We start from the raw sequence: 15,324 nt of genomic DNA, 5'->3' as shown, positions 1-15,324 counted from the left end.
AAAAAAAATATTTTGTTTTTTGAAGCAACTTTTCAGCCGCTTTTACATCTTGTATATAATTAATTTAGTATTAAATCGTTACGCTTTTATAATTGTGTATAAACTCAACTGAAAAATTATGATTTTTATCCGTCAAATAGAAGCTGAAGAAACTTTTTCCGTACGACAACCTGTTTTAAGACCCGGAAAACCTATAGATAGTTGCCATTTCGAAGGCGATAATCTGGGCACTACAGCCCATTTCGGAATGTTTAAAAACGATAAAGTAATTGGGGTGGTTTCGGTTTTTAAAGTCAACAATCCCAATTTCATCAAGAAAGAGCAGTACCAGGTTCGTGGCATGGCGGTTTTAGAAAAACACCAGCGAAAAGGACTTGGCGAACAACTGATGAAAAAAACAGAGCACTACGTAAAAGAAAAAAAAGGCGAACTTATCTGGTTCAACGCCAGAGAAAATGCGGTTCCTTTTTATGAAAAATTAAACTACAAAATTAAAGGAAATGCTTTTGAAATAAGCGAAATCGGCACGCATTTTGTAATGCTCAAATGCATCTAAATGTTAAAAAATAAAAACCGAAAGCCCACATTTCGTACCTTGCAGTAAGAAAATTAAACAGAATTATGTCATACAAATACCTCTTTTTTATACTCCCTTTTTTAATAATCAGTTGTAAAAAAGAAACTGTATTGGCAAGAAATGTTCAGAACGATACGGTAAAAGTAATTCCGATAACTTCCCCAAAATCGATTGCGTTTGACAGCACTTTCCTCAGTAACAAATCCGAACGCATCAAAGAATTTTACCGAAACAATCTTTTCAAAACCGTTTGGACGGAAACCAAAGACAAAAAAAACCTAATCGATTTAATCAAAGAAACGGAAGCCGAAGGACTGAATCCCGAAGACTACAACTTAAGTCAACTGGAAAAGAACGAAAATTCAAAAGAAAAACGTTCCAATCAAGAAATCGTTGCTGCCGACATTCTTCTGACGGAATCGTTCCAAAAACTGGCCAATCATTTATACAACGGAAAACTGAATCCAACCCAACTCTATACCAATTGGGACATGTATGAAAAAAAAATCAAAGCCATCGATCTGCTTCAGGAAGCCATCAGAAATCATGAGGTCGAAAAAACACTAGATACTTTAAAACCTACGCATCTTGTTTATCGACTGCTCAAAAAAAGCCTGGTTAAAATAAATGAAATGCCAAATGACGATTTTACGCCCATAACCGTTGCTGATAAAATCAATCCGAACGACACCATCGCTGCCATAAAAGAGGTAAAAAACAGGCTGTCGTATTGGGGCGATTATAAAAAACCGGACACCTTAACCGAAATTTACGACAGTAAAACTGTAGCTGCGGTTAAGAAATTCCAGGAAAGACATGGCTTACTAGCAGACGGAATCATCGGAAAAGGAACAGTTGCCGCCTTGAATTTTACAAAAAACCAACGCAAACAGCAAATTATAGCCAATTTGGAACGCTGGAGATGGTTTCCGAGAAATTTGGGCGAAACCTATGTGGTGATCAATATTCCTGAATTCAAATTGCATCTGGTAAAAGAAAACGACACCATTCAGGTACACAAAGTAGTGGTTGGTCGTGACAAACGAAAAACGCCGGTGCTTTCTTCAAAATTCAGCAATTTGGTAATTAACCCGACTTGGACCGTTCCGCCGACCATTATCAAAGAAGATCTGGGTCCGACCGCTGCCAAAAACAGAGGGTATTTTGCCGCAACCGGAATTACCATTTACAATTCGAAAGGACAGGAAGTCAATCCGAGCAACTGGAACGCTTCGAAGCCCAACAATTACCGTTACGTTCAAAAACCGGGATATAATAATTCTTTAGGATTGGTGAAATTTAATTTTCCGAACAGTCACTTGGTCTATTTGCACGACACCAACCACCGGGATTTCTTCGGATTGAGCGGACGCGCACTGAGTTCAGGCTGTATACGTGTGGAAAATCCGTTCGATTTGGCCTATTACATTTTGGAAGCCGATGAAAGCGTCATGAACAAAGAACGCGTGGAGAAAATCATCGCCAGTAAAAAAACCTCGGGAATTCCAATAAAAAAACCCATTCTGATTCACGTTCTATATTGGACAGCTTGGATGAATGAGAATGGATTTCAGTTTCGAAACGACATTTACAACCTCGATTTCGAATTATATCAAAAACTACGAAACTAATTTCGACTGTTTTTCATACGTTCTTGACGGATGATAAATAAACAAACATGATTTATCTTTGATCAAGTTGATGATTTCTTTGTGAATCGCAAACGGAACTGCCGGACAACCTTGGCTTCTGCCTAAACGTCCCTGCTGTCTGATAACACTTTCTGCAGCATAATCCGCACCGTGCATTACAACCGCTCTGTTTCTGGCGTTGTCGTTAATTCCGTATTCCAAACCGTCTAACTTTAAAGACAATCCGTGTTTTCCGTTATACGTTTCTCCGGTAGCATAAAAACCTAAACTGCTTTTATTGGAATTGCTCTCATTGGAAAACGAAGTAGCAAACTCCTCACCACTGTTTCTCCCGTGAGAAACCACTGATTGCAACAAAACACTGTTGGTAACCATATCAATAACCCAAAGTCTTTTTTGAGTTGATGACAAACTGAAGTCGACAATTGTTAAGATTTCTTTCTGAACAATTCCTTTTTCTTTCAATTGATAATAGCCTTCTAATGCTTTAGAAAAACACTCCAATTGGGGCATTGAAAAAGATTTCACATCTAAAGAATTGTATAAATTCTTAACCTTTAATTCTAGGGAAGCCTTTGCATTTGCAGCCAATAACTTCGGATCGTTGTTCTCTGCTACCGTAATGGGTTTGAAAGATAACAGGAACAAAAACAAAATCGGCAATACTCTGTAAATCATTGATATTCTAGTTGTTATGTTATAGTTAAGTCGTTCCAAAAATATACAAATAAATTAAACCACCAAATTTTTTTTGCAGTTTGTCGGTAAAATTTAACATTTCATCGATTGCGTAATTTCCTCATAGTTAAACATTTCTTAATATTCACAAGGGTTGACGTAAATATTTATCTTTGACATGTCAATCATCAAAAAAATCAAAAAATGAATTTAAAGCTGTCGTTAGTAGTAAGCTTTATTTGTACTTCTATTGGCTTTTCGCAAGAAAGCATTTCGCCGGAATTACCAAACATTGCAGCAAAAAAAACGCTAACCGTTCTCAGAACCGACCAAACCGTTACCATCGACGGAAAATTAGACGAACCTTTTTGGAAAAATGCACAAACGGCAACAGACTTTGTAATGTTCCAACCCGACAACGGAAAACCCGAGCTGAAAAACGAAAAAAGTATTGTGCGCGTAGCCTATGATAACGATGGTATATATATAGGAGCAGAATTGTATCAGGACAGCGCAAACATGCTCAAGGAAATCACCCAAAGGGACAACTTCGGGACTTCGGATCATTTTGGTATATTTCTGAACGGCTACAACGACGGGCAACAGGATTTCCGATTGATTGTAAGCGCCGCAGGAACCCAAATGGATTGCATCGCCACGCAGGAAAACGGTGAAGATTATTCCTGGGACGGCATTTGGTACAGTGCTGTAAAAATGACCGATTTTGGTTGGACAGTCGAAATGAAAATCCCATATGCCGCCATTCGTTTCTCCAAAAAAGACAAACAGGTTTGGGGAGTGAATTTTTTTAGGGAAGTACGCTACAAAAAACAAAAATATGCCTGGAATAAAATTGATGCCAACATCGGAAACATCATGCAACAGGCAGGCGTTTTAACCGGAATCGAAAACATCAAACCACCAACAAGACTATTTTTAATTCCTTATGCGTCGGGTTATGTAAATCAGAATAAAGAAGGAACCGAAACCACTTTAAAAGGCGGAATGGACATTAAATACGGCATCAACGATTCGTTTACCCTAGATGCCATTTTAGTTCCCGATTTCGGGCAGACCGTTTTCGACAATAAAATTCTGAACCTTGGCCCGTTCGAACAACAACTCAATGAAAACAGGGCTTTCTTTACCGAAGGAACCGATTTATTCAACAAAGGCGGCTTGTTTTATTCCCGCAGAATCGGAAGCAAACCTTCGGGAAAAGTGACGTTAAACGAAAATGAGTCCGTACAGGAAGAACCGGGCGCCATCAATTTGCTGAATGCCCTAAAAGTTTCCGGAAGAACTTCCAAAGGACTGGGTATCGGAATTTTAAATGCGGTTACCGAAAAAACCGAAGTTTCCATAGTCAATAACGTTACCGGAGAAACCCGAAACGAAGTGGTGGAACCTTTAGCAAATTATAATGTATTGGTATTCGATCAACGTTTCCGAAAAAACTCGTCTGTAAGCTTTGTAAATACCAGTGTAATGCGAAACGGAAGTTACAGGGATGCCAATGCGTCGGCTTTGCTTTTCGATTTAAACACCAAAGCGAATACTTATAAACTTTCGGGTAACTTTAAATACAGTACGATAAACGATATCGAAGACAAAAATGGATTCAGTTCCAATCTTTATATTGCAAAAACCTTTGGAAAATACCGCTTCAGTGGTGGTGGAAATTATGTTTCCAAAGATTTCAACATCAACGATATGGGTATTAATTTCACGAAGAATTACCATAATTTTTTCGGAAATTTCAGCTATCGAATCCTGAATCCAACCAAAACGTTCAACTCTTTTTATTACAATGCCAACAGTTCGTTTGAATGGCAAAACGAAACGGGAAAACTGCAAAATGCCTGGGTTGGCACCAGCATCAATTTCTCGAACAAAAAGAACGATGATTTCGGAATCGGGTTAGACTTCAATCCAATCGAAACCTATGATTTCTACCAACCCAGAACGGCAAACCGTTACGTGTACCGACCAAAAAATTACGGCGGTTGGTTTTACGTTTCCACTAATTACAACAATCCGTTTGCATTCGACTTCAATCCGTATTTTTATATTTACGACCAGACCAAGAGAAATTCGTATGGTTTTAGCGCCGGTCCGCGATTCCGCTTGAGCGACAAATTATTCTTATCCTACGGAATCAACTTTGCCAGAGACAATAACGACAAAGGTTTCGTAGACAAAGCAGCTTCCGATATTATTTTCGCCAACAGAAATGTAACCACCATTGAAAATTCCGTTTCCGGAAAATACGCCATCAACAGTCAAATGACATTTAACATGAAGGTGCGTTATTATTGGTCGTATTCCGAAATAAAAAATTACCTGACTCTTTTGGAAGACGGTTATTTTGCACCGAATACCACTTACGATCAGAACAATAACGATAATTTCAAATCGTGGAATTATGATTTGTCTTATACCTGGTGGTTTGCACCGGGAAGTCAGATTTCCGTTTTATACAGAAATAACGCAATTCATTACGAACAGCGCTTAAATAAAAATATAATTGATAACTTAGCGCATACTTTAGAGAACGATTTAAATCACACGTTTTCTGTGAGTGTTAAGTATTTAATTGATTATAACAAAGCCAAAAACTGGCTGTAATACCATGAATAGGAAAGTAATTTTAATGATTTTGGACGGTTGGGGAAAATCTCCCGATCCGAAAGTTTCCGCGATAGACAACGCCAATATCCCATTTATAAATAGCTTGTACACGAAATATCCCAATGCCCAATTACGAACTGACGGATTAAACGTAGGGTTGCCGGAAGGACAAATGGGAAATTCTGAAGTAGGCCACATGAATTTGGGCGCCGGACGTATTGTGTATCAGGATTTGGCAAAAATCAACCTGGCCGTGGAACACAAAACCTTACATCAGGAAAAAGTACTGCGCGATGCCTTCGAATATGCCAAAAAAAATAATAAAAATGTTCATTTTTTGGGCTTGGTTTCCGATGGTGGTGTACATTCCCATACATCGCATTTAAGAGGTTTGCTCGACGCTGCAAACGACTTTGGTTTACAGAACGTTTTCGTTCATGCCTTTACGGACGGTCGCGATGTCGATCCAAAATCGGGTGCGAAATACATTCAGGATTTAGAAAAATACCTTCAAAATTCCTCGGCAAAACTAGCTTCCGTTGTAGGGCGTTATTATGCGATGGACCGTGACAAACGTTGGGAGCGTGTAAAAAAAGCCTATGATTTGATTGTAAACGGAACCGGAATTCATTCCATCAATGCCGTGAACAGCATCTTATCGAGCTATCACAATCACGTTACCGACGAATTCATCGAGCCGATTGTTATGGTTGACACCAACAACAAGCCGATTGCAACTGTTCAGGAAAACGACGTCGTGATTTTCTTCAACTTCAGAACCGACCGGGGAAGACAATTGACCGAAGCGTTATCGCAAAAAGATTTCCACGAGCAGAACATGCACAAACTTAATTTGTATTATGTCACAATGACCAATTATGACGATACCTTTGAAAATGTACATGTGATTTACGACAAAGACAACCTTACTGAAACCTTAGGTGAAGTTTTGGAATACAACAATAAACTGCAAATCCGAATTGCCGAAACCGAAAAATATCCACACGTAACCTTTTTCTTTTCCGGTGGCCGTGAAACCCCTTTTATTGGTGAACGACGCTTACTTTGTCCGTCTCCAAAAGTGGCGACTTACGATTTGCAACCCGAAATGAGCGCTTTCGATATAAAAGACAAATTGATTCCCGAACTTAAAAAAGGCGAAGTGGATTTCGTTTGTTTAAATTTTGCCAATGGCGATATGGTAGGACATACCGGCGTAATGGAAGCAGCCATCAAAGCCTGTGAAGCCGTTGATGTTTGCGTAAAAGAAGTGATTGAAACCGCTTTGGAAAACAATTACACCACTATTGTCATTGCCGATCACGGCAACTGCGAAACCATGATTAACCCTGACGGAACACCTAACACAGCACATACTACTAATCCGGTACCTATTATTCTAGTTGACAAAGAATTAAAACAAATTCACGATGGTGTTTTAGGCGACATCGCTCCCACCATTTTAGATTTAATGGGTATCAAAAAACCAAAAGTAATGACAAGACATTCATTAATTGCGCCATTTTCAATTGAACAAATCCAAGAAGTACAAAGCAAAATAAAATCGGGAGTTGATTTTCCTAAATATGCCGCAGAATTAAAAAAACTAGGGGTAACTTCCTATGAAACTCATGTTTCGAATGGTAAAACCGTTTATTTCGGAAAAGACAATTTCATCCTTGAAAGCGAACCCAAATACGAAACTATTATCATATCAGACGACCAATCAACATTTGAATTGGAACGTGTTATTTTTGCCCATCAGGAAGGAAAAACCGATTATATAACATTTTGCCATCAGGCTGCCGCAGCCGGAGCTGACAAATGGGTTTGCGATTTTACCGACATGACCTGTTCCTATTATGATGAGGACGGCAATAAAATGATTCTAGATGAAATTCCTGATTATTCCGCTTAAAATATGAAAAAAGTCATCACATTAATAGCGCTTACCACTACAATTATTAGCTGTAAAGCCCAAACCAAACCAATTATGACCTCAGAAACAACGGTTGTAACAACCAATGAAATGCTAGTGGGAAAACGAACCAAAGAGGAGCTTTTAAAACTTCCTTACAATCTTTGGTACAATCCGAACCATGATAATTATAAACCGGATGCCGCTATTATAAACGATTTAAAGAAAAATATCCGCGACATTTCCATTACTGTTTTTATGGGAACGTGGTGCGAAGACAGTCAACAGCAAGTACCTCATTTTTATAAAATTCTGGAAGCGCTGCAATTCAACGATGCCAATGTTACCTTAATTACGGTTGATAAAAACAAAACTACTCCGGAACAGCTGGAAAAAGGGTTAAACATCACCAATGTTCCCACCTTTATTATCTACAAAGACGGAAAAGAATTGCACCGCATCGTAGAGCGCCCGATGGAAACACTGGAAAAAGACATGCATAAAATTGTAACGGGACAACCTTACAAACACGCATACGAAAATTAAAAAAGGCTCCGTTTGGAGCTTTTTCTTTTTATATGTTTTTTATCATCGTATGATATTCTCTTTCAATCCATTCCTGATGGTTCGGATGTGCAATTTTTACCATTTCGGCAAAACGCTGTTTTAATGTTTTCCCGTATAAATTCGCAATTCCGTTTTCGGTAATGATGTGATGTACATGAGAACGTGTGGTTACCACACCTGCGCCTTGTTTCAGATATGGAACAATTCGGCTCTCCCCTCTTTTGGTTACTGAGGGCAAAGCGATAATCGCCTTTCCGCCTTCACTTAACGAGGCACCGCGGATAAAATCCATTTGTCCGCCCACACCGGAATACATTTTGGCACCAATCGAATCGGCACACACCTGCCCTGTTACATCGACTTCTATTGCAGAATTAATTGCTACCATTCGCGGATTTCGACGAATTATTGCCGTATCATTCACATACGACGATTCCCGCATTTCGATAAACGGATTATTATCCACAAAATCATACAACCGTTGAGATCCCACTAAAAATGTCGCCAAAGCACGACCGCGATTCACGCCTTTATAATTACAGTTAATCACGTCGTTTTCAATCAAATCGATTACACCATCAGAAAACATTTCGGTGTGTAAACCCAAATCTTTATGATTCGTAAGTTTCGCCAAAGCGGCATTCGGTATCGAACCGATTCCCATTTGCAGCGTACTTTTATCTTCAATCAGACTGGCTACAAAACTCCCGATTTTCTCTTCGTCCGGAGAGATTTCTCCCATTCCGTGACCATGAATCGCATCATCAACCTCAACCAAATAATCAATTTCAGAAACATGCAAAATTCCATCACCGAAAGTACGCGGCATTTTCGGATTTACTTGCGCAATAACCGTTTCCGAATTTTCAATTGCCGCCAAGGTTGCCTCTACCGATGTCCCCAACGAACAATAACCATGATTGTCGGGTGGCGAAACATGAATGAAAACCGCGTTCAGTGGCAGTACTTTTTTTCTGAAAAGCAGTGGCAGTTCACTTAAAAAAACCGGCGTATACGATCCGTTTCCGGCGGCAAGCGTATGACGAACATTACTTCCGATGAAAAAAGAATTCACATGAAAATTCTCTGACAATTCCGGATTAGCGTAGGGTGCATCGCCTTCGGTATGCAAATGACACACCTCAACATTTCGTAATTCTGCTGCTCTTTCCGCTAACGCTTTGGTTAAAACCGACGGCGTTGCAGCTGCGGCCTGAACGTAAATCCGATCTCCGGATTGTACTACTTTGACAGCTTCCGCTGCCGTAACATATTTACTCATACCTTTAATTTTAAACAAAATTAAGCACTCATAAGTTACGAAAATATGACAAAACTCATAACGAAACATCAATTAAAGATTTATCAATAGAATGTTGTATTTTTGCAGTCCAACAATTTGTAGCTATGATTATCGTTAAAACCCGTGAAGAAATCGAATTGATGCGCGAAAGTGCGTTAATCGTTTCAAAAACCCTTGGAATGATTGCTTCGGAAATTAAACCCGGCGTGAGCACTCTATATTTAGACAAATTAGCCGAAACGTTTATTCGTGACCACGGTGCCACTCCGGCATTTTTAGGAATGTACGGTTTCCCGAATTCACTTTGCATGAGTCCGAACAGCCAAGTGGTTCATGGTATCCCAAATGACAAACCTTTGGAAAGTGGCGACATTATTTCTGTAGATTGTGGTGCTTTGAAAAACGGATTTTACGGCGATCACGCCTATACTTTTGAAGTAGGCGAAGTCAGTGACGCTACCAAAAAACTATTAAAAGTTACCAAAGAATCGCTTTACGTGGGCATCCGCGAACTGAAAGCCGGCAACCGTACGGAAGACGTTGGAAATGCGATTCAGAAATATTGTGAAAACCACGGTTACGGAGTAGTACGCGAATTGGTAGGCCACGGTTTAGGACGTACAATGCACGAAGCACCGGAGATGCCGAATTACGGCAAAAAAGGTCGTGGAAAACTGTTGGTTGAAGGAATGGTGGTAGCCATTGAACCGATGATTAATCAGGGAACGAAAAACATCAAACAACACAAAGACGGCTGGACCATTACTACGGCCGACAACAAACCCTCAGCACATTTTGAGCATGATGTGGCAATTATCGATGGAAAACCGGAATTGCTTTCTACCTTTGCTTATGTTTATCAGGCTTTGGGAATTACTTCTGATGAAGAAAATGAATTTAGGAAACAACCGTTTGTTATCTAATGAAGAAACTTTTCAAATTCATCTTAAACACCATTCCGCGTCCAATCTTGATCCGTTTAAGTATTGTGGCACGTCCTGTTTTGGCCTTTTTACTAAAAGGAAACACCTTCACCGATCCTATCGACGGAAAAAGTTTCCGGATGTTTTTACCTTACGGTTACGGCACACAGCGCAATAATGTATTATCACCAAGCACTTTGTCTTTAGAAAGACACCGTTTGCTTTGGCTCTATTTAAAAAACGAAACCGATTTTTTTACCGCTACCGAAAAGAAAAAAGTATTGCATTTTGCTCCGGAGCAGGAATTTTACAAACGTTTCAGAAAACAGCAAAACATCGAATATACCACAACTGATTTGCTTTCTCCGTTAGCGGATGTGAAAGCCGACATTTGCAACTTACCGTTTGAAGACAACTCCTATGATGTGATTTTTTGCAATCATGTTTTGGAACACATTCCGGACGACACTAAAGCGATGCAGGAATTGTACCGCGTTTTAAAACCCGGAGGCATGGGAATTTTTCAGATTCCGCAGGATTTATCGAGAGCGACCACATTTGCAGACGATTCTATAACCGATCCTAAAGAGCGTGCTAAGATTTTTGGACAATACGATCATGTTCGTGTATACGGAAGAGACTATTTCGACAAACTAAGAAGTATCGGTTTCAAAGTAATCGAAGAAGACTACACCAATAAATTAAGTCCTGAACTGGTTGAAAAATATTGTTTGGCTAAAGGCGAAATTATTCCGGTTTGTTATAAATAAAAAAACTCCCCGCACAAGTACGGGGAGTTTTTCATTTAACCAACTACCAATTTATTATTTATTGTTTTCGGGCATTAGCATTCCTACCACTTTCTCTTTTGTTAGGTACTTTTTAGCCACATCCTGAATTTCATTTGCGGTTAAAGCGTTGACTTTTTCTTCAAATTTCAAAACTTCTTCAGCACTTTGTCCGTTCGTGAATGATCGGGTAAAGTTCGATAACCAGAATTTATTTTCTTTGCTTTCTTTTTTAAAGTCCAGCAATTCACCTTCTTTAAACTTAGCCAAATCCTTTGCTTCCGGTCCGTTAGCGATAATTTTATTAAGTTCGCTTAACGCAGAAGCGGTTAGTTTTTCGGCATTATCCGGTCCGCAAGGGAAAGAGATATTGAAATTGAAATACCCATAAGGCACTTTACTCATGCTGCCGCGCGCTCCTACTCCATAAACACCGCTTTCGTTTTCACGTAACTGTTCTATCAGTTTAATGGTTAGGATTTCACCCAAAGCCTGCATGGCAAAAGCCTCTTTGGCTGAATATTGTGCATCGCCATAAAACATAATATTTACGGTACTCTTAGGATCTTTTCCTTTGTTCACCACTTTTTTATGTTCTCCTTTCAGCATTCGGTACCCCAAATCTTTAGCTTTTTCTTTCATTGGCGTTGCCGGCAATGACGCTAAATATTTAGTCGCATATTCTTCGATAACTTTGTCATCAATGTTTCCTACGAAGAAAAACTCAAAATCAGCCGCATTGGCAAAACGTTCTTTGAATTTATCATAGGCTAATTTATAATCGGTTTCCGCCCAGGTCTTATCTGTAGGAACCAAACCATTAAACCGCGGGTTTTCCTTGTTCAGATAAGTGTAAAACTCCTGCTGAAAATAAAACGCCGGCTGGGAAGTCATATTTTTATAAAACGCCGATTGCTTTTGTTTGTATCCTTCAAAAGCTTCAGTATCATAATTTAAATCGGTGAAATACGCATAGGTTTGCTGGAACAGATATTCCAGGTCTTTTGGAGTTGCATTTCCTCTTAACCCTTCGCTGATATTGCCAACATAAGGACTCACCGATGCAATTTTACCCGTCATAAATTTATTAATGTCGTTTAATTTCAAACCTGAAAAACCAGCTTCGGTCAAGGCACCGTTTGCAAACTGTACTTTTTTCATTTCGGCATCGGAATACAAATTGCTCCCACCGAAACTTACCGCTTCAAAAACCACCTCATCGTTTTTAAAATCGGTTTTTTTGTAGGTCACTTTTGCTCCGTTGGACAAGAACAACGTTTTAGTTCCTAATTTTTCATTGCTTTCACGGCGTACAATGGTTCCTGCATTCGGTTCTGTTCGCAACAATCCTTTCGCTACAGCAACATCTTCATACGGAGTGATTTCAGCATCATTTACTTTTAACGCATTTAAAACTTCCTGCTCGGTTGCTTTTTTAAGACCTTCTTTTTCCGGACCGGTTAAAATCACCACGCGGTTTTCATCTTTGATAAACTCTTTAATCAACCCGTTTACGTCTTTCAATTGAATTAACGGCAACATTTGTTTGAAGGTTTCAAACGTCCAAACGATTCCCGGAACCGGCTCTTTTTCTAAGAAATGCGACTGGTAATCGCTTACGAAATTTTCGGAATTGGTTTTGGAGCGTTCGTTATAACTCTTCTCTATCATGGACAGGAAATCAGCTTTGGCACGATCCAATTCGCCTTGGGTAAACCCAAATTTCTTAACACGTTCGTTTTCTTTTACTAATACTTTCAAAGCCTCAATTTGTTTATCTTCCTGTGACATCGCAACTGACTGATAAGCTTCTTTTGTTCTGGCCCAGGCTCTTCCGTGATACGAATAACCATAAGTAAACGGCGGTGTTGCCGAATTGGTAAGCTCATCCAAACGCGCATTTAACATCGAGGTGAACAAGCCTTCAGCCAACTCGTCTTTAAAATCTTTTAAATTCACTACCGGTTTTGGTGTTCCGGCATCTTTATACATTAACTGTACTTGTGCACTTGGCGCTTCTTTATCACTTTCGATGGCTACAAAAGTTTCTTTGTGATTGGGAACGTCAAATGTTTTTCTTGGCTTTTCGTTTTTCGGATTTTGGTAATTTGAAAAATGATCGATGATTTTTTGCTCCATTTGCGCCACATCAATATCTCCTACCACGATAACACTCATCAGGTTCGGACGATACCAGTCTTTATAAAAACGAATTAATGCCTCATGTTTGAATTTTTCAAGAATTTCTTTTTGACCGATTGGCAAACGTTTTGCATAATGCGAATTGTACATCATTTTTGGCATAAAACGCCCCATCATTCTTTTTTGAGCGCCCAAACCTAAACGATATTCTTCTAAAACAACACCTCTTTCCTTATCGATTTCTTCCGGTGTTAATACGGTATTGAATGCCCAATCTTCAATAATCTGGAATCCTTTTTCCAATTTTTCAGGGCTGTCGGACGGAATCGGCAAAAAATAAACCGTTTCATCAAAACTGGTGTATGCGTTTAAATGCTGTCCGAATTTCACCCCGATACTTTGCAGATAATCCACCAGTTGATTTTTAGGAAAACGCTTTGTTCCGTTAAAACACATGTGTTCCATAAAATGCGCCAATCCTTGCTGATCATCTGCTTCCAGAATTGATCCCGCATTTACCACCAATCGCAAATCCACTTTGTTTTCGGGCTTGGCATTTTTCTTGATGTAATAGGTTAATCCGTTTTTCAGTTTTCCGGTCTTCACTTCCGGATCAAAAGGAATGGTTTTTGACCAATCCATTTCCTGAGCAAAGAATACTGCCGGAAACAGCAATAACCCAAAGGTTAATTTGTTGAGTTGTTTCATAAAGGTTTTAGTTAATTATTATTTTGTAAAACTATTCATATAACTTAAAAGTAAGTTTTTTATTATACTTAATTTAACATTTTTTTCAAGACATGAACAATCCTGAAACATCAAAACGATTTAAATCAATGTTAATCATTATATTTACAACTTAATTTCTTCTGCATAAAAGATGATTACAAAAAAAATATTTTCGCTTTTACTCGTTTTTGCAAGTTTAGTACAGGGATATGCACAGGTAGAAAAAGAAGTTACACCGCCTTTTAACATCAAAACCGTAGCTTTCATCCAAAATGGAAATGTTATGATTCCGATGTTTCGGTTGGGCGATTCCTTTCAATTGGAATTTGATGATCTTTACGGAAACGAAGCCGATTACTATTACACCATCACGCAATACAATTACGACTGGACTCCTACCCAACTTGGTAAAGCTGAATATTTACAGGGAATGGACAACCAACGCATCATGAATTATCAGAATTCATTTAATACACTACAGATTTACTCGCATTATTCGCAAACGTTTCCAAACAAATTCAACCGGATTCTGCTTACCGGAAATTATATGCTGAAAATCTTCAATTCGGACCAAGAGTTGGTTTTTTCCCGCAAGTTCATCATTTACGACGAACAGCTTTCAGTTCCGTTACAAATCAAACGTTCCCGAGATTTATCAACAATAGACGGAATGCAAAATCTGGATTTCGTGGTAAAAATGGGCGACAATATTTTACAGAATCCGATACAAAACGTTAAAGTTGCCCTTTTTCAAAACGGACGACTGGACAACGCGATATACAATGTAAAACCGCAATACACCATTGGATCAGATTTAATTTACCGCTACAATAAAGAAACGCAGTTTTGGGCCGGAAACGAATATTTATATTTTGAAAACAAAGACATCCGAACGGTAAGCAACAACGTTGGACATGTAAGTGCCGGTGAAATTTACAACACCCACCTGTATATGAATACCGCCAGAAGAAACAACCCGTACACCTACTTTCCAGACATTAACGGACGGTTTTTACCCAACAAAATAAATGCTGAAAACAACAATCTGGAAGCCGATTACTCCTGGGTGTACTTTACACTGAACACCAATACGTTCATGGACAAAAAAGACGTCTATATTGTGGGTATGTTTAACAATTATTCGCTCTCCCCGGAATACAAGATGGACTACAACGCTGAAAAAGGACTTTTTGAAAAAGCCATATTGATCAAACAGGGATTTACCAATTATCAATATGCAATTGCGGATAAAAACGGAAAAATCGATCAGGAAAATGCGGTAGACGGAAATTTCTATCAGACGGAAAACAATTATTTCGTTTTAGTGTATTACAGAGGAAACAACGACCGTTACGACAGAGTAATCGGAAGAGGCATCGCAACTTCGGAAAGCATCACAAATTAATTAAATCATAA

Annotated in this window: 11 protein-coding genes; 8 read left to right on the top strand and 3 right to left on the bottom strand. The window is 39.0% G+C overall.

The window, feature by feature from the left end:
• The first annotated feature begins 118 nt into the window (after nucleotides 1-118).
• Nucleotides 119-556 (top strand): GNAT family N-acetyltransferase, encoded by a 438-nt coding sequence (locus FCR2A7T_RS07535; RefSeq protein WP_023570687.1) that lies wholly within the window; start codon nucleotides 119-121, stop codon nucleotides 554-556.
• Between the two features lie 131 nt (nucleotides 557-687).
• Nucleotides 688-2,208: a L,D-transpeptidase family protein gene (locus FCR2A7T_RS07530; RefSeq protein WP_051369523.1), complete on the top strand. Its 1,521-nt coding sequence runs from the start codon at nucleotides 688-690 to the stop codon at nucleotides 2,206-2,208.
• Here the strand turns inward: FCR2A7T_RS07530 and FCR2A7T_RS07525 are convergent.
• On the bottom strand, nucleotides 2,197-2,907 hold the full coding sequence (locus tag FCR2A7T_RS07525) for a murein L,D-transpeptidase catalytic domain family protein (RefSeq protein ID WP_023570685.1): 711 nt from the start codon (nucleotides 2,905-2,907) through the stop codon (nucleotides 2,197-2,199). The genes FCR2A7T_RS07530 and FCR2A7T_RS07525 overlap by 12 nt on opposite strands.
• A 204-nt stretch (nucleotides 2,908-3,111) precedes the next feature.
• Here FCR2A7T_RS07525 and FCR2A7T_RS07520 point away from each other — a divergent pair, with 204 nt between their 5' ends.
• Genes FCR2A7T_RS07520 through FCR2A7T_RS07510 form a run of 3 tightly spaced genes read left to right on the top strand, consistent with a single transcriptional unit; the run spans nucleotide 3,112 to nucleotide 8,002 of the window.
• Nucleotides 3,112-5,535, top strand: coding sequence for a DUF5916 domain-containing protein (locus FCR2A7T_RS07520; protein ID WP_023570684.1), 2,424 nt, complete (start codon nucleotides 3,112-3,114; stop codon nucleotides 5,533-5,535).
• A gap of 4 nt (nucleotides 5,536-5,539) precedes the next feature.
• Nucleotides 5,540-7,456: a 2,3-bisphosphoglycerate-independent phosphoglycerate mutase gene (gene gpmI, locus FCR2A7T_RS07515; RefSeq protein WP_081709374.1), complete on the top strand. Its 1,917-nt coding sequence runs from the start codon at nucleotides 5,540-5,542 to the stop codon at nucleotides 7,454-7,456.
• Between the two features lie 3 nt (nucleotides 7,457-7,459).
• Nucleotides 7,460-8,002, top strand: coding sequence for a thioredoxin family protein (locus tag FCR2A7T_RS07510; RefSeq protein WP_023570682.1), 543 nt, complete (start codon nucleotides 7,460-7,462; stop codon nucleotides 8,000-8,002).
• A gap of 28 nt (nucleotides 8,003-8,030) precedes the next feature.
• Here FCR2A7T_RS07510 and FCR2A7T_RS07505 read toward each other — a convergent pair whose 3' ends face one another.
• Nucleotides 8,031-9,305, bottom strand: coding sequence for an acetyl-CoA hydrolase/transferase family protein (locus tag FCR2A7T_RS07505; protein ID WP_023570681.1), 1,275 nt, complete (start codon nucleotides 9,303-9,305; stop codon nucleotides 8,031-8,033).
• Between the two features lie 125 nt (nucleotides 9,306-9,430).
• Between FCR2A7T_RS07505 and map the strand changes: the two genes are divergently transcribed.
• Nucleotides 9,431-10,249, top strand: coding sequence for a type I methionyl aminopeptidase (gene map / locus FCR2A7T_RS07500; protein WP_023570680.1), 819 nt, complete (start codon nucleotides 9,431-9,433; stop codon nucleotides 10,247-10,249).
• On the top strand, nucleotides 10,249-11,019 hold the full coding sequence (locus FCR2A7T_RS07495) for a class I SAM-dependent methyltransferase (RefSeq protein ID WP_035117763.1): 771 nt from the start codon (nucleotides 10,249-10,251) through the stop codon (nucleotides 11,017-11,019). The genes map and FCR2A7T_RS07495 overlap by 1 nt, the downstream gene beginning before the upstream one ends.
• Before the next feature lie 54 nt (nucleotides 11,020-11,073).
• Here the strand turns inward: FCR2A7T_RS07495 and FCR2A7T_RS07490 are convergent, their stop codons facing one another.
• Nucleotides 11,074-13,887, bottom strand: coding sequence for a M16 family metallopeptidase (locus tag FCR2A7T_RS07490; protein WP_023570678.1), 2,814 nt, complete (start codon nucleotides 13,885-13,887; stop codon nucleotides 11,074-11,076).
• Nucleotides 13,888-14,059: 172 nt separating this feature from the next.
• Here FCR2A7T_RS07490 and FCR2A7T_RS07485 point away from each other — a divergent pair, with 172 nt between their 5' ends.
• The gene (locus FCR2A7T_RS07485) at nucleotides 14,060-15,313 is read left to right on the top strand and encodes a type IX secretion system plug protein (protein ID WP_023570677.1); all 1,254 of its coding nucleotides are present in this window, start codon (nucleotides 14,060-14,062) and stop codon (nucleotides 15,311-15,313) included.
• Nucleotides 15,314-15,324: the final 11 nt, after the last annotated feature.

The organism is Flavobacterium cauense R2A-7, from assembly GCF_000498475.1.
Taxonomy (GTDB): Bacteria; Bacteroidota; Bacteroidia; order Flavobacteriales; family Flavobacteriaceae; genus Flavobacterium; species Flavobacterium cauense.
This window is presented reverse-complemented; position numbering and strand designations above follow the sequence as displayed.

Coding starts and splice junctions, on each gene's coding strand:
- FCR2A7T_RS07535 (WP_023570687.1), top strand. CDS start 119: ATGATTTTTATCCGTCAAATAGAAGCTGAAGAAACTTTTTCCGTACGA.
- FCR2A7T_RS07525 (WP_023570685.1), bottom strand. CDS start 2,907: ATGATTTACAGAGTATTGCCGATTTTGTTTTTGTTCCTGTTATCTTTC.
- FCR2A7T_RS07520 (WP_023570684.1), top strand. CDS start 3,112: ATGAATTTAAAGCTGTCGTTAGTAGTAAGCTTTATTTGTACTTCTATT.
- gpmI (WP_081709374.1), top strand. CDS start 5,540: ATGAATAGGAAAGTAATTTTAATGATTTTGGACGGTTGGGGAAAATCT.
- FCR2A7T_RS07510 (WP_023570682.1), top strand. CDS start 7,460: ATGAAAAAAGTCATCACATTAATAGCGCTTACCACTACAATTATTAGC.
- FCR2A7T_RS07505 (WP_023570681.1), bottom strand. CDS start 9,305: ATGAGTAAATATGTTACGGCAGCGGAAGCTGTCAAAGTAGTACAATCC.
- map (WP_023570680.1), top strand. CDS start 9,431: ATGATTATCGTTAAAACCCGTGAAGAAATCGAATTGATGCGCGAAAGT.
- FCR2A7T_RS07495 (WP_035117763.1), top strand. CDS start 10,249: ATGAAGAAACTTTTCAAATTCATCTTAAACACCATTCCGCGTCCAATC.
- FCR2A7T_RS07490 (WP_023570678.1), bottom strand. CDS start 13,887: ATGAAACAACTCAACAAATTAACCTTTGGGTTATTGCTGTTTCCGGCA.
- FCR2A7T_RS07485 (WP_023570677.1), top strand. CDS start 14,060: ATGATTACAAAAAAAATATTTTCGCTTTTACTCGTTTTTGCAAGTTTA.